This window comes from Peribacillus sp. S4, assembly GCF_046715815.1.
Lineage (GTDB): Bacteria > Bacillota > Bacilli > Bacillales > DSM-1321 > Peribacillus > Peribacillus frigoritolerans.
Genome location: NZ_CP175708.1, coordinates 2,279,302 through 2,296,653 on the forward strand (window position 1 = coordinate 2,279,302; position 17,352 = coordinate 2,296,653).

The 17,352-nt window shown below is 40.8% G+C and carries 15 protein-coding genes and 1 riboswitch; of the genes, 14 read left to right on the forward strand and 1 reads right to left on the reverse strand.

What is annotated here, in order from left to right; genetic code table 11:
* Nucleotides 1-64: 64 nt before the first annotated feature.
* The 4 genes from ACJ9PY_RS10865 to ACJ9PY_RS10880 all read left to right on the forward strand — a co-directional run bounded on the left by ACJ9PY_RS10865 (nt 65) and on the right by ACJ9PY_RS10880 (nt 5,238).
* A complete protein-coding gene (locus ACJ9PY_RS10865) occupies nt 65-1,303 on the forward strand; it encodes an MFS transporter (RefSeq protein ID WP_411739996.1) in 1,239 nt (412 codons plus the stop codon).
* Between the two features lie 85 nt (nt 1,304-1,388).
* Entirely contained in the window at nt 1,389-2,294 is a 906-nt protein-coding gene (locus tag ACJ9PY_RS10870) for a LysR family transcriptional regulator (protein ID WP_057275933.1), read from the forward strand.
* 169 nt (nt 2,295-2,463) lie between these two features.
* A complete protein-coding gene (locus tag ACJ9PY_RS10875) occupies nt 2,464-3,636 on the forward strand; it encodes an acyl-CoA dehydrogenase family protein (RefSeq protein WP_411739997.1) in 1,173 nt (390 codons plus the stop codon).
* A 27-nt stretch (nt 3,637-3,663) separates the two neighbouring features.
* Nucleotides 3,664-5,238: a class I adenylate-forming enzyme family protein gene (locus tag ACJ9PY_RS10880; protein ID WP_411739998.1), complete on the forward strand. Its 1,575-nt coding sequence runs from the start codon at nt 3,664-3,666 to the stop codon at nt 5,236-5,238.
* A gap of 313 nt (nt 5,239-5,551) precedes the next feature.
* Here the strand turns inward: ACJ9PY_RS10880 and ACJ9PY_RS10885 are convergent, their stop codons facing one another.
* Nucleotides 5,552-6,337 (reverse strand): IclR family transcriptional regulator C-terminal domain-containing protein, encoded by a 786-nt coding sequence (locus ACJ9PY_RS10885; RefSeq protein WP_187049283.1) that lies wholly within the window; start codon nt 6,335-6,337, stop codon nt 5,552-5,554.
* 244 nt (nt 6,338-6,581) lie between these two features.
* Between ACJ9PY_RS10885 and ACJ9PY_RS10890 the strand changes: the two genes are divergently transcribed.
* The 10 genes from ACJ9PY_RS10890 (at nt 6,582) to ACJ9PY_RS10935 (ending at nt 16,938) form a co-directional block, all read left to right on the forward strand.
* Nucleotides 6,582-7,238 carry a CoA transferase subunit A gene (locus ACJ9PY_RS10890; RefSeq protein ID WP_098185350.1) on the forward strand — a complete coding sequence of 219 codons (657 nt, stop codon included), beginning with the start codon at nt 6,582-6,584 and terminating at the stop codon, nt 7,236-7,238.
* A 6-nt stretch (nt 7,239-7,244) separates the two neighbouring features.
* Nucleotides 7,245-7,910, forward strand: coding sequence for a 3-oxoacid CoA-transferase subunit B (locus ACJ9PY_RS10895; RefSeq protein WP_187049284.1), 666 nt, complete (start codon nt 7,245-7,247; stop codon nt 7,908-7,910).
* Between the two features lie 23 nt (nt 7,911-7,933).
* Nucleotides 7,934-9,115, forward strand: coding sequence for a thiolase family protein (locus ACJ9PY_RS10900; RefSeq protein WP_411739999.1), 1,182 nt, complete (start codon nt 7,934-7,936; stop codon nt 9,113-9,115).
* 70 nt (nt 9,116-9,185) lie between these two features.
* On the forward strand, nt 9,186-10,460 hold the full coding sequence (locus ACJ9PY_RS10905; RefSeq protein WP_222619746.1) for an Nramp family divalent metal transporter: 1,275 nt from the start codon (nt 9,186-9,188) through the stop codon (nt 10,458-10,460).
* Between the two features lie 478 nt (nt 10,461-10,938).
* Nucleotides 10,939-11,048, forward strand: a riboswitch (TPP riboswitch).
* A 57-nt stretch (nt 11,049-11,105) separates the two neighbouring features.
* Nucleotides 11,106-12,188, forward strand: a complete 1,083-nt coding sequence (locus tag ACJ9PY_RS10910; protein ID WP_411740000.1) for a long-chain fatty acid--CoA ligase — start codon at nt 11,106-11,108, stop codon at nt 12,186-12,188.
* Complete coding sequence (locus tag ACJ9PY_RS10915; protein WP_187049286.1) at nt 12,185-13,636, forward strand: acyl-CoA reductase; 1,452 nt, start codon at nt 12,185-12,187, stop codon at nt 13,634-13,636. Before ACJ9PY_RS10910 ends, ACJ9PY_RS10915 begins: the two co-directional genes overlap by 4 nt.
* Before the next feature lie 11 nt (nt 13,637-13,647).
* On the forward strand, nt 13,648-14,394 hold the full coding sequence (locus tag ACJ9PY_RS10920; protein WP_411740001.1) for an ABC transporter ATP-binding protein: 747 nt from the start codon (nt 13,648-13,650) through the stop codon (nt 14,392-14,394).
* Nucleotides 14,391-15,149 carry an ABC transporter permease gene (locus ACJ9PY_RS10925; RefSeq protein WP_187049288.1) on the forward strand — a complete coding sequence of 253 codons (759 nt, stop codon included), beginning with the start codon at nt 14,391-14,393 and terminating at the stop codon, nt 15,147-15,149. Before ACJ9PY_RS10920 ends, ACJ9PY_RS10925 begins: the two co-directional genes overlap by 4 nt.
* A complete protein-coding gene (locus tag ACJ9PY_RS10930; protein WP_411740002.1) occupies nt 15,146-16,177 on the forward strand; it encodes an ABC transporter substrate-binding protein in 1,032 nt (343 codons plus the stop codon). Before ACJ9PY_RS10925 ends, ACJ9PY_RS10930 begins: the two co-directional genes overlap by 4 nt.
* Nucleotides 16,174-16,938 (forward strand): SDR family oxidoreductase, encoded by a 765-nt coding sequence (locus ACJ9PY_RS10935; protein ID WP_411740003.1) that lies wholly within the window; start codon nt 16,174-16,176, stop codon nt 16,936-16,938. Before ACJ9PY_RS10930 ends, ACJ9PY_RS10935 begins: the two co-directional genes overlap by 4 nt.
* Nucleotides 16,939-17,352 lie beyond the last annotated feature (414 nt).

Sequence of the window (17,352 nt, forward strand, 5' to 3'; positions counted from 1 at the left end):
AATTGTAAGCGCTTCCTGTGAGGCTGAGGTTTTGTGAAAATATAAAAAAATGGAGTGATGGGGAATGCAGTTATATGCAAGTAAGAAACGAAAAATAATGATTAGCGGCCTTTTATTTGTTGGAATGATCTTAAGTTTTTTTGATCGCGTTGCCATAAATGTCGGGATTATCCCTATTGCAGATGAGTTTCATCTCACTACGTCCCAGACAGGTATTTTAATTAGTGTATTTTTTGTTAGCTACTCACTCATGCAACCGCTTGGTGGATGGATGACCGATAAGTATGGTGCCAGGGTCATGGTTACTGTTTCTTTGTTTAGTTGGTCCTTGTTCACTGTAATGACTGGGTTTGCTTGGTCATTTATGTCTTTATTATTCATCCGTTTTCTGTTCGGGTTAGGTGAAGGGCCATTCTATCCTGCCAGTATGTCCACTATAAGAGATAACTTCCCGGAAGAAGAACGGGGCCGGGCAAATTCGTTTTTCCTGTCTGCCCAAAATATTGGCGGGATATTAGGTACTGCACTTGCTGCTTCAATGGTGGTGGCATTCGGTTGGCGGGGCATGTTTACCATTTCCGGAATTCTAGGGATATTGGCTTCTTTCGGAATTTGGTTCATTCTCAAGCCTCAAGGAAATCAAGAGGTTAAAAAAGACAAACCGAAACAAAAAAAGGTTGCTCTGAAACTGTTATTTAAAATCGAAAATATTTGGAAACTCATAACATTCAAGTTTATATCAAATATTATCAACTATGGTTTGATCACTTGGATGCCTATATATTTGGTTAAAGAAAAAGGAGTGGATTTAATAGCCGCCGGAGGTTTATTGGCAATCCCTTATATTTTTGGTTTCTTGATGTTTAATGTAAGCGGGTGGCTTCTGGATAAACATATGGCTAACCGGGAGAAGTATCTTGCCGCTGCAGGCGCTTTATTATCGGCAATTTTTCTCTTTTTAATGTCTAACGCCACGTCTATAGGACTTATCATCACGTATCTCACCCTCAACTCCGTAGCACTATCTTTCTTTGGAACCGTTCTATATACGATCATCATAAAATACTCACCAAAGGAACTAACGGGCTCTGCCTCCGGACTCGTAACTTTCGCCGGTCAAATTGCAGGTGCTGTTTCTCCTTTAGCCCTCGGTTTGATTATCAGTCTGTTTAATGACTCCTATAATGCCGCTTTCCTGTTTTTGGTGATAATCGCGTTATTGGGAACGATTGTTGCCGTATCTATTAAAAATAATCAGGCACAACCCGCTAAAGAATACGAAAAAACATCTACCATTGTATAAGGTATTCTGATTCCACTTCTCTAAAATTGAAAGGGCTTTCTGTTCAAGGTATGATAGTAGTAATAGGCTAGAAGGAGAATAAACCATGAATATTGAACAATTGGAATATATCATTAAGGTAGCCGAGGTTAACTCGATTTCCACTGCATCAGAAAGCCTCCATATCTCTCAATCTGGAATCAGTATGGCCATTACGAGTTTGGAGAAGGAATTAGGTATAAAAATCTTCAAGAGGTCAAGGTTAGGAACCATACCTACAGAAGACGGAAAGGAAATCATCCAGAAAGCTCTTGAAGTATTAAGCAAATTGGAAGAAATAAGAGACAGTGCCCAAATACATTCAGATACGATGGAAAAAGAGTTGCGCCTTTCATCAACACAAGGTTTATTTCTAACGGTTTTGCCTAAATCCTTGGCCTTATTTAAGAAGAAGTATCCCGAGGTGAAAATAGTCATTGAAGAAAAAGGGGGACAAGAGATAACCGAAGAAGTACGGAATGGTAAGATAGACATCGGGCTATTGAATATCCCAAAGGTTAAACCAAAAGAAATTGAGTTGGAATTCCAACCTTTGATGGAAGCAAAAGTGATTGTGATGGTCAGTAAGAACTCACCTTTAGTGAACCGTAAAAGCATAACCCCACGAGAGCTTATGGACCAAAATTTGGTCATTTACAATGGACCAAGAATGAAGTCGTTCATTAAAGGTTTTTTTGATCATTACGGTGAGATGAATATTTTGTTTTTCACAAATAATACAGAGATCATCAAAAAAACCGTCGCTGAGGGATTAGCGATTGCCTTTTCTTATGATATTGGAGTTAACAGCGACCCCTATTTCCTAAGCGGGGAGCTTGTGGCCATTCCTTTGGTGGAGATGGAAAATAATACAATGGAATTCGGTTACGTTTGCTCTAAGAAGCAGTATTTTTCAAAAGCTGCCAGGGAGTTTATAAAATGTCTCGAATTCTACACCACTCTTAAATATTAGTTTCCTATGATGATAGGGAACTAATATTTTTTTTATTTACATCAATATTTTTTATATTTATATCATATATCCTTATTTTACTTAAATATTATTTACATTTAAAATTGATTTTATAACATTTCAAATATTTAAAAAGTAAGACGAAAATAAAAATCGAAAGGGGAAACATATGGTTACGACCCAGGAAGAGAAATTAGAGGTACTTCAAACAAAGTTGCAGGATTTCATCCAAAATGAATTGCTTCCATATGAACAGGAGCATGGCTTGAACGCTGAAGAGGATATTCCGATGGAAGCCATAAAATGGGCAAGGAAAAGATCCAGGGAACTGGGCTTTTACGGAATTAACCTCCCTGAAAAATATGGCGGACAAGAAGTAAGCTTAAAAGGATTATGCATGTTCAAGGAAGAATTGGCACGTTCCGGAGCGGTTTTATGGGGGCAGGTTATAGGGGAGATTGGCGGGCCGCTAAGAATTGGTCAGATGTTGGAAAGTTTTACACCGGAGCAAATAGAAAAATATGTGATGCCCGTTGTGACGGGAGAAGTGAGTTGCTGCTTTGCCCTTACAGAACCAAATGCCGGGTCGGATGCATTCGCTATCGAAACAACAGCCGTTAAAGACGGAAATGATTATATATTAAGCGGAAAGAAACATTTTATCAGTGCGGCCCCCTATGCTGATTTCGCCATTGTCATAGCGAAAGAATCCCGGAAAGGAGAAAAAGAAAGGATCACTGCTTTCCTAGTTGATAAAAAAACACCACAACATCCAGGGTTTGAACTAGGAGACATTCAAGTTCCCCTATCAGGAGAACGCATACATGCCGAATTGAATTTCAATCAATGTCGAGTGCCTGCCGCCAATATAATCGGAGAACCAGGAAAAGGGTTGCTGCTCGGATTGAAAAGAATAAACACAAATCGCGCTTCCCATGCCGCCGGCTTTATCGGAATGGCTCAACACCTTCTCGATTTATCTATTGAACATGCCAAAACGCGAGTCCAGTATGGCCGGCCCATCTGTGACTTCCAGGCAATTCAGCATATGCTCGCAGATATGGCGACGGAAATCTATGCAGCAAAATGCATGGTCTATGATGTGGTTGATAAAATTGATCAGGGAAAAGAGGATCGGGCCGGTACGTCCATGGCCAAGCTGTTTGCTTCAGAGGTAAATAGCCGTGTGGCTGACAAGGCCATCCAAATCTTTGGCTCCAAAGGCTTGGTAAAAGGCCATCCAGTAGAAAAAATGTACAGGAGTGCACGGATGTATCGGATTCTGAGCGGTACCTCAGAGATTCAAAAAAATACAATTGCCAAGGCACTATTAAAAGGATGAAAACTTTTTCGGGGGAGGAAAAAATTCATGCTGCATAAGTTGACATTTCAGTCACTGATGAATAAAGGAATGAAACGATTCGGTGACCTGCCGGCTATTACCTTGTTGCCAAACGGAGAAACGATAACCTACGACGAGTTATGGAAGAAAACAGAACGTATCACTTCTTATTTAATGTGCTTAGGTGCAGGAAGGGGCGTCCGCATAGCGACCATCATTCCAAACAGTTTGGAAAGTGTGATGTTTGGTTTGGCCGTCCAGCAATGCGGGGCTACCTTGGTGCCATTAAGTGAAAAACTCGGAAAACGAGAAATACAATTCATTTTAAAGGAAGCAAAACCAGAAGTGGTCATAATTGCTACACAGACACACTTTGACACCTTCTTAGAGTATTTGGAAGAAATGAAGAAGGAGGAGTTCCATGTTATTGGGCTCCCTGGCTTTAATAGTAATTATCCGGAGGAGTTTGAACTATTTAAATGTCCTGGTGAAATAATTAATTTAGACTTGCCAACAGCTGAAGAAGATGACATTGCCCTTCTGTCCTATACAGGCGGGACAACGGGTACACCCAAAGGCGTCATGCATTCCCAGAAAGGACTCGGCGCCGCGATACTTTCTGCAGCTATCGAAGACCCGCTGGACGACCGGGACCGGGTATTGCTAAGTACGCCCATTGTGCATTCAGCCGGTTCACTACTTTGGAGATCCCTTGTTTCGGGCGTCCATGTTTATGTGATGGGCTCATTCGACGCTGCAGCATTCATACAGGCGATAAAGGAACATGAAATCACGACGACATTCATGGTACCGACCATGTTATACAGGCTTCTTGATCAGACCAAGAAGATGGAATATGATATGAGCTCCATGCGCAATATCTTCTATGGTGCGTCACCGATTTCACAGAAGCGCCTTAAAGAAGCTTTTGAAGTGTTCGGGCCTATCATGCGCCAGCAATACGGCATGACAGAATGTAATATTGTCATTTCAAGACTATCGAAGAGCGCTCATGTATGGGCTTATCATAATAATCCGGAAGTTTTGAAAAGCTGTGGAAAACCGTGCATTCTTACCGAAGTTCGACTGATTGATGAGAATGGAAATGATGTAAAACCAACCGAGTTTGGAGAAATCATCGTAAAGTCCCCAGCCATGATGGTTGGATATTATCAAAGACCGGATCTTACCCGTGAATACATCCGTGATGGCTGGTTCTACACGGGAGATATTGGTAAATGGGATGAAAGCGGTTACCTTTATATTGTAGATAGGAAGAAAGATATGATCATTACAGGCGGGATGAACGTATATTCTTCAGAAGTGGAGCGAGTGGTGAACCAGCACCCTTCTGTTGCATTAAGCGCATGCATTGGCGTTCCCCATCCAGATTGGGGAGAAGTAGTGTGTGTCGTGATAGCATTGCATGAAGGATTGAGCTGTACTAGTGAGGAATTAATTGATTTCTGCAAACAAAGGACCTCTAAGTATATGGTTCCTAAAATTGCCTATTTTCTTGATAAGTTCCCATTAACGCCGATTGGAAAAATAGATAAAAAAGAATTAAGAAAGATGTTTTCACAAGGTATTCTAACCATCTAGGAGAGGCAGAACAAGTGTATCATAACAGACTTAATTTCAACATTGATACCTACAGAAAACTAGAAAATATAAGATAGACACAAATTATTTTAAGTTACATCATAATTCATACATGAATAGGGGATTTAGGTATATATTCCTAAAAAATATTTTCGCACCAGGACCCTTAATAATAAAAAAGACGACTCCAATTTTATGAGAATAAATTGGAGTCGTCTTTTTTACTATAAATTAAATACCACTAAAAAACGAAAATTTTTCAGTGGCCTCAATTTTTTCAGTGACCTCAATTTTTTCAAGTGTGTATTTTGATTTAACTTTTAGATCCCGTTTGATGATTTAATTTTTTAACTCCTTCTTGAAGGGCTGGCAAGTAGATTTCTAATAATTTCTTTTTATCTGTTCGGATGACCTGGGTAGAAACATTTACTGCGGCTATCGTTGCCCCCTGCCAATTGATAATGGGCATTGAAATGGAGCGGAGTCCTTCCTCTAGCTCTTCATCACCTAACGCATAACCCCGTGACCTGGTCATGGCCAGGTCTTCCTCGAATTTTTCATAAGTGGTGATTGTATTTTGGGTAAAGGCTTCGATATTGGTGATTCCCCAAATTTTTTCCCTCTCGTTTTCGGGTAACCAGGCAACAAGTGCTTTTCCTAATGAGGTTGCATAATAAGGCAACCTTGAACCGACCTTCAAGTTTGCCCCGACGATCCTTTTAGCTGCATTCACTCTGGAAACATAGACAACTTCCGCCCCATCCAGAATGGCCAGGTTTGTTGATTCCTTTACAGTGGCAGAGATAGATTCCAAGATTGGTTGAGCAAGATCCGGTAAATTCAATGTTTGTAAATAATGGACCGCTAAATCCAAAACCTTAGGGCTGAGTTGAAATCTATTGTCTTCTATTAACCTTATATAACCAAGGTCGACAAGGGTTAATGCAAAGCGTCTAACTGTCGCTTTATTAATGCCTGTCCGCTCTGCAAGTTCCCGAAGCGAAAGACTAGCAGAACTTGAATCAAAAGCTTTTAACACTTCAAATCCTTTTGCGACTGATTGGACGAAATAAGATGATTGTTCCGTTTCATTATTCATCTCGAACTTCCTCCTAAAAATAATGAAAATTTATAGTGAATTTTCAGCCTAATTGTTAGAAAAAACAAACAATTAGGTTGACTTCTTAACAAAAGATAATTATGATTATCCCAAGATACACTATATGTACAATGTGTACGTATAGTGTACACTTATGATCGCAATTATACAACTCTTATTTTTAATTTTTTTCAAAGAATATGTAAGGGATTACATTACGTGGAAGAGGAGGCTTTAAGCTACGTTGAATAAAATCATTACTGCATCAGAAGCTGTTTCGTATATAAAAGATGGAGACACCGTCGCTGTAGGAGGTTTTGGGTTGGTAGGATGCCCTCTTAACTTGGTGGAAGCAATGGCTGAACATCCAGTTTCCGATTTAACAATCATTAGCAATAACCTAGGGGAACCCGGAGGAAAAGGTCTAGGTAAGATTCTACTCCAAAATAAAATAAAAAAAGGGATAGGTTCATATTTTACGAGTAATATGGATGCCGTCCGTTACGTCAAGCAAGGTATGTTGGAAGTGGAGCTGGTTCCGCAAGGGACATTAGGAGAAAGGTTACGAGCAGCAGGTGCAGGTATAGGTGGATTTTATACTCGCACGTCAGCGGGGACACTTATAGGAGAAAATAAAGAATCACGCGTAATTAATGGAAAAGAATATGTTTTAGAGTTACCGTTATTTGCTGATGTGGCTTTAGTGAAGGCTAAAAAAGCAGATAGGTTGGGTAATTTAATCTATTCAAAAACAGCTCGGAACTTTAACCCTGATATGGCTAGTGCAGCAAAAATAACTATAGTTGAAGTGGAGGAGATTGTTGAAATGGGCAAGATATCTCCCGAGGAAATCATAACGCCTCATTTGTTCGTGGATTTTATAGTGGAAAGGAGAAATTGACCGAAGATGTCGACACTTACTCTTAAAGAAATGATAGCCAAAAGGGTTGCTATGGAAATAAAAGAGGGAACAATCGTCAATTTAGGGATCGGCATTCCGACCATGGTTGCTAACTATATACCCGAAAATAAATCCGTATACCTTCATACGGAGAATGGGCTCCTTGGAGTAGGTCCTTCGCCAGAGAAAGGGAAGGAAGACCCTGAAATCATAAATGCCGGGAAATTACCGGTCACCGCACAAAAAGGTGCTGCTTATTTTTCATCCTCCGAATCATTTGCGATGATTCGCGGCGGACATATTGATACAGTCGTTTTAGGAGCCCTTCAAGTCAGTGAAACAGGAGATTTAGCAAACTGGGCTGTACCGGGAAAGGATATTTTAGGAGTTGGTGGAGCAATGGATTTAGTCGTGGGTGCAAAGGAAGTCATCATTGCAACTCAGCATTGCACCAAAGAGGGCAATCCGAAAATTGTCAATCACTGCGATATTCCACTAACAGCCCAAGGTGTTGTATCGACATTAATATCTGAATATGCAGTTTTTCGATTTAAAGATAATGAAATGATTTTAGAAGAGTTAGACAAGGGGTGTACGATAGAGAAATTAAAAGAAATCACACCTGCAAATTTTATAATTTCACCAAGTTTGAAAGCGTATTCAGTCGAATGAATTAACAATCCGGAGGTATTATAATGGATCATGAATTTGTAATTGTTAGCGCAAACCGTACAGCCATTGGTAGAGTTGGCGGACGATTAAAAGAGGTGCCGGCTGGAAATCTAGCTGCAACAACCATTAAAGATGCGATTGAGCGTGCTGGGCTAGAACCTGAGCAGATCAATGAAGTGATTTTTGGTGAGGTACGGCAGTCCACTGAATCATCTAATCTAGCACGTGTTGCTGCATTAAGAGCTGGTATTCCCCATGAGGCCTCTGCTTTCACAGTAAACCGACTATGTGCTTCAGGCATTCAGGCTGTTGTATCGGGGGTTCAGCACTTAGCATTTAATCCGGATGATATTGTTGTTGCCGGCGGAGCGGAAAATATGAGTCGGGCCCCCATTTATTTAAGAAATTCACGATATGGAGAAGGAAATCCTTACCTTGTTGATTCTAATCTTGAAAATGGCCAGCAGCCAATCGAAGTTTTTGGAAAAGACTTAGGTATGGGGGTTACAGCTGAAAACGTTGCGGAAAAATATAATATTTCCCGTGAGGATCAGGATGCATTTGCTTTGGAAAGCCAGAATCGGGCAAAATTAGCAATTGAGTCTGAATCCTTTCAATCGCAAATTGTTCCGATTGAAATAAAAACTAGAAAAAACACATCGATTTTCCATATAGACGAGCACCCAAGGGACACAACCTTAGAAAAATTAACCCAATTGAAACCAGTCTTTAAAAAGGATGGAACTGTCACAGCGGGTAATGCCTGTGGCCGAAATGATGGAGCGAGTTCCTTAGTCTTAATGACTCGAGAAAAGGCTTCCAACATAGGTGTCAAACCTATTGCCAAAATCATTAACTGGTCTACAGCCGGTGTCGATCCACGATATATGGGAATCGGTCCAGTTCCCGCAATCGAAAAACTTTTGAAAAAAACTGGTCTGAAGATTGAGGATATTGGGCTGTTTGAATTGAATGAGGCTTTCGCTTCGCAATCACTTGCCGTGATACGTGAAGCGAAGCTAGATCCTGATAAAACCAATGTCAATGGTGGGGCTATCGCATTAGGTCATCCATTAGGGGCAACTGGAGCGATAATCATAACGAAATTAATTCATGAAATGCAAAAACGACAAGAAAGATACGGGATAGCGACTCTATGTATTGGCGGAGGTCAGGGCATGGCTATTTTATTAGAATTAGCCTAAGACGATTCTAAATGAATGAACTACATTAATTAAATATATTTTGGACATTTACGATCTGAGGAGGCATTACATGGAGACAGAACTTAATAAGCCACAGCTCAAAATTCCACCAGCTACGATGGGGGAAAAATTAAGACAGGTTGGACCAGGTATAGTTGTCGCTGCCACAGGTGTGGGAACTGCCGATTTGATAACATCTATCGTTATTGGAACGTCTTTTGGAATGACCTTTGTATGGGCCATTATTGTCGGTGCAATTTTGAAATACTTTTTAAATGAAGGTGTAGGACGCTGGTATTTGGCAACTGGACAAACCATGATTGATGGCTGGCATTCATTAGGGAAATGGGCAACAGGTTATTTTGGTATCTACTCAGTCATTTGGGGATTTATCTATGGAGCAGCTGCAGCATCGACTTCAGCATTGGCCATGCACGCCATGTTTCCAATCATGCCGCTTTGGGCTTGGGCTATCGTCCATTCGATTCTAGGCTTCGGTCTCGTTTGGACAGGCCGTTATCTGCTGTTTGAACGTGTAATGACAGTTTTAATAGGTGTTATGTTTGTAACGATTATCGGTACAGCGATTCTTTTCCTACCTAGCTTAGGAGATTTCGCAATCGGATTCGTTCCTAGAGTTCCAGAAGGCTCATTCATTTTAATGCTAGGCTTGATTGGTGGAGTTGGTGGAACAATCACCATGGCTTCCTATGGTTATTGGTTAAGTGAAAAAAGCTGGAGTGGAAAAGGTTGGATTTCCATGATGAGAACAGATACCAAGGTTGCCTATACATTAACAGCTATTTTTACATTGGCTGCATTGATAATCGGTGCTCAATTTCTAGCGGGTACAGGTGTCAGCATCCGTGATGATCAAGGGCTTATCCAACTTGCCGAAATGCTTGGGGCGGAGTTTGGCACACCTATGCGTTGGTTATTCTTAATTGCATTTTGGTCTGCAGCTTTCTCTTCCTTACTTGGAGTTTGGAATGGGGTTCCGTATCTTTTTGCTGATTTTGTCAAAACGATACGCAAGAAAAAGGCTCCAGGAAAACAGGCTGTATCAGAAACTGAACCTGCTTATCGTGCCTATCTAACCTGGCTGACATTCCCTCCGATGATTTTGTTTTATTTCGGAAAACCCGTCGAGTTAATCATCATATATGGAGCTTTAGGAGCATTATTTATGCCATTCCTGGCTATCTCCCTGATTTTATTATTAAATTCGAAAAAGGTAGATAAAGAGTTTAGGAACAAAGCGGTTCCTAATTTGGTTTTAACGGCTTGTCTCATCATGTTCGTCTATTTAGGGGTTAACGAACTTATTGAAATTTTTACGAAATAATAGGTAAAGGCTGTGGGGAATCTTCTTCCTGATAGCCTTTATTTTTCCCTTTAGCTGGTCAGTCTCACTTTCATAGGAAGGTTTTTTTACCCCCAAATCTCTTTTTCGCTGCCCCGTAAAAGCATATGTGCTTTACACCTTCACGGAAAAGCTGATGGTCATCGAAAATAATTATATTAAAGAAGGATTTCTAGCAAACATATTCAATCCAAAAGTAGCTGTGTTTTTAAGTTTTTTACCCTAATTTATATCCAGCAGACAAGCACATAGCTTTTACTTTAGAGTTTGGAATGGTATTTCTTTTATATGCCATTAATTAAAGAATTATATGCCTTCATGTAAAATGAAAAATTGAGAAAATCGATGAGATGATCTGTGTTCATTCCTTTAATGAAATATGGATCTATGATTTAGTGCATTTAACGGTAGTTTAAAATGGAGTTGCATTTTTTAGGCAGAAGGAATAGACTTGAATAAAATTTAATGTTACGGGAGTCTGTGGAATCAGGCTGAGAGTATGACTAACTGTTGTAGACCGTTTGAACCTGTTGGGTAATGCCAGCGTAGGGATTGTGACTAGAGGACCACTATGCACTTTGCTTACGCAAAGTGCTTTTTTATTTTCTATGAAAGGATGTATTCGAGATGAATCAACAGCAAGTCATAACCAATAATATTGTTCGCTATATGCAAAATGCATCGGATGAGGCATTCAATGAACAGGCCTTACAATTATTTTCTTATCAATACGATCATAATCTTCCCTACCGAACCTTTTGTTTTCAAAAAGGAAAGACACCAAGGGTTGTTAAGACATGGAGGGACATTCCGGCCGTTCCGATTAATGCTTTTAAAGAAGTCACGCTAAGCTCCATAGATCCCTCTGAAACAGAAGCTGTTTTCATGACTAGCGGAACTACAAAAGGAATTAAGGGCAAACATTATCATCCCACTTTGGAGGTGTTTGATAAGTCCATGATTTTAAATTTCAGGAAAAGATTTATGAAGGAAACGGAGAAAATACGCATGGGGATTCTTTTTCCAACCGAAATAGAAATGCCTAATTCTTCATTAGCTCGCTACTTGGGTCTTGGAATGCGTGAATTCGGTACGAAGGATAGCCACTATCTATTAAATGAAAGTGGAATTGATATGGACCGCTTGCTGGAGTACCTTGCGCATGCGGAAAAAACTGGGGAGCCTTATGCCCTTTTAGGCGCGAGTTTTAGTTTCGTACATATGATCGAAGAATTAGAACGAATGGGAAAGATCTTTAGTTTACCAAAGGGAAGTAAAATCCTTGATACGGGAGGATATAAGAATCAATCTAAGGAATTGGGTATGGATGAATTCTATCATATGCTTTCAACTCACTTGGGTGTAGACCGGTCAGGATGCATAAATATGTATGGGATGACGGAGCTAAGCACGCAATTTTATGATGACGGTAACGAGACTGTTCCTCCTGTAAAATCGGGACCGCATTGGATAAGGACTAGGGTGATCAATCCTTTAAGTGGGGAAGAGGTCCAAAAGGGCGAGCGGGGAGTACTTGTTCATTGTGATTTAGCTAATTATAATTCGGTCACTACCATCCTAACAGAAGATTTAGGGGTCGAGGTGGATGGTGGTTTTCTTTTATTAGGAAGAGTGCAGGGAACAGAGGCAAAGGGTTGTTCCATAGCGGTGGATGAGTTTTTAAAAGCTGCAAAGGGCGTTTCGGAATGAACGAGATTGCAGGATATATACCGGATATAGGGGATGAAGATTTTACAAAAAGGGTTTTAGTATTTAAGAGAAAGAATGAAGAAGTGGAAGTGGAGATTCCCCTTCTTACGATAGAACAGATGAATAAGGTTATAGAAAAAGTTAAAAGGGCGAGTGTTGAGATATTAAAGGCATTTACGACTGTGGAAATCATGGACATTATTGATAAAGCGATTGATAGATTACTGGATCGTCGTTCACCCTACCGTCAAAAGGCTGAACAGCTCCTGCCGATTATTACAGGGTATGATGAGGAAATAGTTCGTCTTGGTCTTACTATTTATTTGAAAAAATTCCGTAAACATGAACTCCAACGCTTTGTTGTTGAAGATTTAGGAAATCCCCTGATGCTTGATGACTTTCAACCTCGAATCAAAGGCGGGTTCTCTAAGGCAGTAGGGCCAAATCTAATCACCCATATTTGGTCGGGGAATGTCCCAGGTCTTCCTTTGTGGAGCTTCATCTCCGCTTTGCTTACCAAGTCAGGAAACATTGGGAAGGTCTCAAGTGCAGAGCCTTTGTTTGCGGGCTTGTTTGCCCGTTTGTTAGTGGAAATTGAACCTAAATTAGCGGATTGCTTTGCCATTGTTTGGTGGAAAGGGGGCGATGAAGAGCGGGAAACATGCATATTGGAACAAAGTGACGTTGTAGTAGGGTACGGCGGCAACGCTTCGCTTCAGTCTCTTCAAAGCCGAACGCCAATAACCACCAGATTTTTGGCTTATGGCCATAAAATCAGTTTTGGGTTGATCTCTCGCTTTAGCCTGGATTCACAAAAAGCTTTTGAAACTGCACGTCAAGCGGCACTTGATGTCATCCGTTATGATCAGCAAGGCTGCTACTCTCCCCATATTTTTTATGTCCAACATGGCGGCAATGTTTCGCCAAAAGAATTTGCGAGATATCTTGCACATGAACTTGAAAACATGGAAAAAAGATATCCTCGGCGGATCCTTTCAATGGAAGAGTCTGCAGCACTGGCATCGTGGCGTCAAAGAGAAGAGATGAGTGTTTTTTATGATTCCCAAAAAGAGGTATTGGGAAATGTAGCACATGATTGGACCGTCGTATACGAAGAAAAGGACATTTCCTTCACTCCAAGTAGTTTGAATCGAGTGATAAAAGTGATTGCCTTTGAAAAAATAGGGGACCTTATTCCTTCCATTGAGCCTCACCGTTCTTTCCTCCAAACCGTTGGTATAGCTGCAAACCCAAGAGAACTTTTTCATTGGGCCGAGTTATTGGGGGGAATTGGTGTAACGAGGTTAACGGCTTTGGGCAGTATGACGTCTCCCGAAGCTGGATGGCATCATGATGGCCGCTTTAATTTACTAGATTTGATCAACATGGTAGATATAGAGTCCTCTGCTGTAGTGGACAGTGAAAGATTTGCCCCTTATGTTGATTAGGAGGTAGTGGAATGGGGTTTTTGACAGTTAATGATGTGACATACAGCTATCAGGGCAAAAGGTCAGTTATCAATCGTGTAAGCTGGGAAATAGAAAAAGGGGAGTTTCATTGTTTGCTAGGGAAGAGTGGGTGCGGGAAAACGACGTTATTAAAGCTGGCAGCAGGCTTACTGCAGGTGGATACTGGAATTATTTCCCTGAAAGGGGACATCGTAATCAAGCCGTCTCCAGAAGCCGGATTTGTCTTTCAATCCCCAACCCTATTAGAGTGGAAAACTGTAATGGATAACGTTTTGTTGCCCGTTTCCCTTAGGGGGAAAGTGACGGTAAAGGATAAAGAGTATGCGATGAAGTTATTGGACACTGTTGGGTTAGCAGACTATCTTCAAAGTTTCCCGGCACAATTATCAGGAGGTCAGCAGAGTCGTGTAGCCATTGCAAGGGCACTTGTTGAACAGCCGTCCATGATGTTCTTAGACGAACCATTTGCTGCTTTGGACGCGATTACAAGAGAAGAATTACAGGACGACCTTTTAAAGATATGCAAACAGCAAAATACGACAGTCCTTTTTATAACACATGATATTTCAGAAGCTGTTTATCTCTCAGATAAGATAGCGGTAATGGATCAAGGAAGCATTGTCTATGATACAGCTGTCGATCTTGCAAAGCCGCGAACGGTAGAAATGAGGTACAGCTCGTATTTTAATGAACTTTGCCTCAAGATCCACCAGGTTATGGGGGGAGCACGGATATGAAACGATTTCCTATATACTCCGTAATCCTTTTAATGCTTTTGCTATTTTTATGGGATCTAGCAGCAAGGTCCATGTCGGAGCTTGTCCTGCCGACACCTATTGTGATTTTCCATACTCTTTTTGAAGGCATAATCGGCGGATACTTTACCCCGCATATTATCCGAACCACATCAGAGGTGTTGCTGGGACTGTTTTTTGGAGGGGTATTCGGATTTGTGGCAGGCATTATTTTGGGCGAGGTGCCTTTTTTACGGAAGCTCTTATTTCCTTACATTATTGCCAGTCAAGCCGTTCCGAAGCTTGCTTTAGCCCCTCTTTTTATTCTTTGGTTTGGATTTGGAATGACCTCTAAAGTGGTGATTACGGCACTGATCTGTTTTTTTCCTATTTTGGAGAATACGGTGATGGCCATAAAGTATATGGATAAGCAGAAGCTGGAACTGTTCAAAATGCTTGGTGCATCACGCTGGCAAACCTTGATCCATTTAAAGATACCTGCCGGGATGCCTGGGATTATAGCAGGGCTTCGAGTAGCGGTCGTTTTGGCAATTGTAGGTGCGGTTGTTGGAGAGTTTATCGGCGGAAGCGACGGATTAGGAGCGGTGATCATCGCTTCACAGGGAATGATGGATACACCATTGATGTTCGCGACCTTGATATTGTTAACGGCCATGGGAATGGTTCTATATCAGGCAGTGCAACTTATGGAAAAGAAATGGGTCAAACGATTTATAAAGGAGACGGAGAAAAAATGAAATCAAAAATTATGCTAATGGGTTTATTATTTTTGATAGCAATAATTACAAGCGCTTGTGGAGCAAAGGAAGAGGCAACCAGGGAAGCAGGCTCAGAGAAAATACAGCAGGTCAGAGTAGCGAATTGGAGTAAGCCGATAACTGAGCAAACGAATTTATTGGTGGATGAGAAAAAACACTTTTTCAAGGATAAAGGATTGGACGTTTCGGTTATTCCAGGAGAAGGTGGCGGGGATGCCATTAAAAATATTGTTTCTGGACAAGCTGACATTGCGTTTACAGATCCCGGCTCTCTTTTCTTCGCATTAGACAAAGGGGAAAAGCTGAAAGTGATTTATAATATCTATCCACAAAATGTGTTTAACATTGTATCCCTTAAAGACAAAAAAATAAATAAGCCACAGGATCTTAAAGGGAAAACAATTGGTGTATATAGTTTAACAAGCGGGACGCGTCAAAATTTATTGGTACTTCTGAATCAGGCTGGACTTTCGGAAAACGATGTAAAAATCGTGGAGACGGGATTGTTGAATTTTGCTCCTTTGATGCAGGGAAAGGTGGATGCAACAGCTGCAACGGATACTGGATTAGCCGTTGCTAAACAAAAAGGATTGGATGAAGTAAATGTAATGGAAGTAAAAGATTATTTGAATGTGCCTAGCGATGTATTTGTTGTCACAGAGAAGACATATGATGAAAAGAAAGACGTTCTGAAAGAATTTTTGGAGGCTTATAGTAGCAGTGCACAGTGGATGATCAAAAATCCGGAGGAAGCCGCTAAACTAGCATCTGAATATGCTATTGATGGAAAAGATGAACAACAAAACTTGAAAATTATTAATTTGAGAAATATTTCGAGTGTTTCCTCTGAGGGGACTGATAGTAAGGGGCTAGGGGTACTTGATACATCGGTTTTACAAAAAGGGGCAGATACGTACCAGCAATTAGGACTAATTAAAAATAGCATCGATATGAAAGAGGCAGTGCGTGACGATCTTCTTCCTAACAAAACGGAGGAGAAAAAATGAAAAAATTTCAAGGGAAAGTAGTACTGGTGACGGGAGCTAGCCGAGGAATAGGAGCTAGTATTGCCCGTGCCTTTGCGAGAGAAGGGGCACTGGTTATCATCAACTACCTGAAAAATCACGAGGCCGCTGAACAGGTTGCCGTGGATTGTACTAAACTGGGCGGTGAAGGATGGGCTATACAGGGAGATGTCACATCTGAATCGTCCGTCAAACAGATGATCGAACAAGTTTTGGAAGCGGGGAAAATTGATGTTCTCGTGAATAATGCCTTCAAGTCTTACATTTTTGATGCTGACAACCGAAAAATGTCATGGGAGCTTACATGGGAAGATTATCAGGCGCAAATTGATGGGGCTTTACGCTCGACACATTATATGTGTCAGGCAGTCTTACCCATTATGAAAAAACAGAGCAATGGCAGCATCATCAATATGATCAGCAATTTAGTTCAAAGGCCGATTGTACCTTACCATGAATATACGACAGCAAAAAGTGGACTTATGGGGTACAGCCGTAATTTAGCTGCAGAGCTCGGAGCTTTTGGAATCAGGGTCAATTGTGTGGCTCCGGGGCTTGTCTATCCAACGGATACAAGCAAGGATACAAAAGAAGAGTTGAAGGACCTCATCATCTCCCAAACTCCACTCCGCAGAATTGCAGCACCAGAAGATGTAGCAGGACCCGTGTTGTTCCTGGCATCAGATTGGAGTCTGTTTATGACAGGGCAAACTTTATTTGTAGATGGCGGGCTTGTGATGTGACAACACGATAATCATTAAATCACTACTTGGTAAGTAAATATACATTTCATTTACTTCATTTATTTGACCAAATCTTCAAATATTATGCTGTCGTTTAGCAAGAGGGGGGAGTTTATCTGTGAGCTTTGCTGATCTAGAGAATTGCTTTACAGATGGTGAGACAGTATCTCAGGCTGTATTAATGGCTGAGGGTGTAAATGGTAAAATGCTGAGTTTATGAAGGAGATACATAATAGCTCCAAGTAAGGCAAATGTATTTAATGTCCTGAAGGAGGTAGTTTAAAAACTGATGAGTATAGGGAGGCTGTTTAAGTCTCTCTTTTTGTTTGGAATTTGGGAGCTGAAATGCTCCTTTTTTTATTAGTCTCTGCCTACTGATTTTACGATAGGCACAGCAAAATCTTTTTTGTTTTT

Bases quoted from the DNA above. Each gene is read 5' to 3' on its own strand.
- ACJ9PY_RS10865 (WP_411739996.1), top strand. From the start codon at position 65: ATGCAGTTATATGCAAGTAAGAAACGAAAAATAATGATTAGCGGCCTT.
- ACJ9PY_RS10870 (WP_057275933.1), top strand. From the start codon at position 1,389: ATGAATATTGAACAATTGGAATATATCATTAAGGTAGCCGAGGTTAAC.
- ACJ9PY_RS10875 (WP_411739997.1), top strand. From the start codon at position 2,464: ATGGTTACGACCCAGGAAGAGAAATTAGAGGTACTTCAAACAAAGTTG.
- ACJ9PY_RS10880 (WP_411739998.1), top strand. From the start codon at position 3,664: ATGCTGCATAAGTTGACATTTCAGTCACTGATGAATAAAGGAATGAAA.
- ACJ9PY_RS10885 (WP_187049283.1), bottom strand. From the start codon at position 6,337: ATGAATAATGAAACGGAACAATCATCTTATTTCGTCCAATCAGTCGCA.
- ACJ9PY_RS10895 (WP_187049284.1), top strand. From the start codon at position 7,245: ATGTCGACACTTACTCTTAAAGAAATGATAGCCAAAAGGGTTGCTATG.
- ACJ9PY_RS10900 (WP_411739999.1), top strand. From the start codon at position 7,934: ATGGATCATGAATTTGTAATTGTTAGCGCAAACCGTACAGCCATTGGT.
- ACJ9PY_RS10905 (WP_222619746.1), top strand. From the start codon at position 9,186: ATGGAGACAGAACTTAATAAGCCACAGCTCAAAATTCCACCAGCTACG.
- ACJ9PY_RS10910 (WP_411740000.1), top strand. From the start codon at position 11,106: ATGAATCAACAGCAAGTCATAACCAATAATATTGTTCGCTATATGCAA.
- ACJ9PY_RS10915 (WP_187049286.1), top strand. From the start codon at position 12,185: ATGAACGAGATTGCAGGATATATACCGGATATAGGGGATGAAGATTTT.
- ACJ9PY_RS10920 (WP_411740001.1), top strand. From the start codon at position 13,648: ATGGGGTTTTTGACAGTTAATGATGTGACATACAGCTATCAGGGCAAA.
- ACJ9PY_RS10925 (WP_187049288.1), top strand. From the start codon at position 14,391: ATGAAACGATTTCCTATATACTCCGTAATCCTTTTAATGCTTTTGCTA.
- ACJ9PY_RS10930 (WP_411740002.1), top strand. From the start codon at position 15,146: ATGAAATCAAAAATTATGCTAATGGGTTTATTATTTTTGATAGCAATA.
- ACJ9PY_RS10935 (WP_411740003.1), top strand. From the start codon at position 16,174: ATGAAAAAATTTCAAGGGAAAGTAGTACTGGTGACGGGAGCTAGCCGA.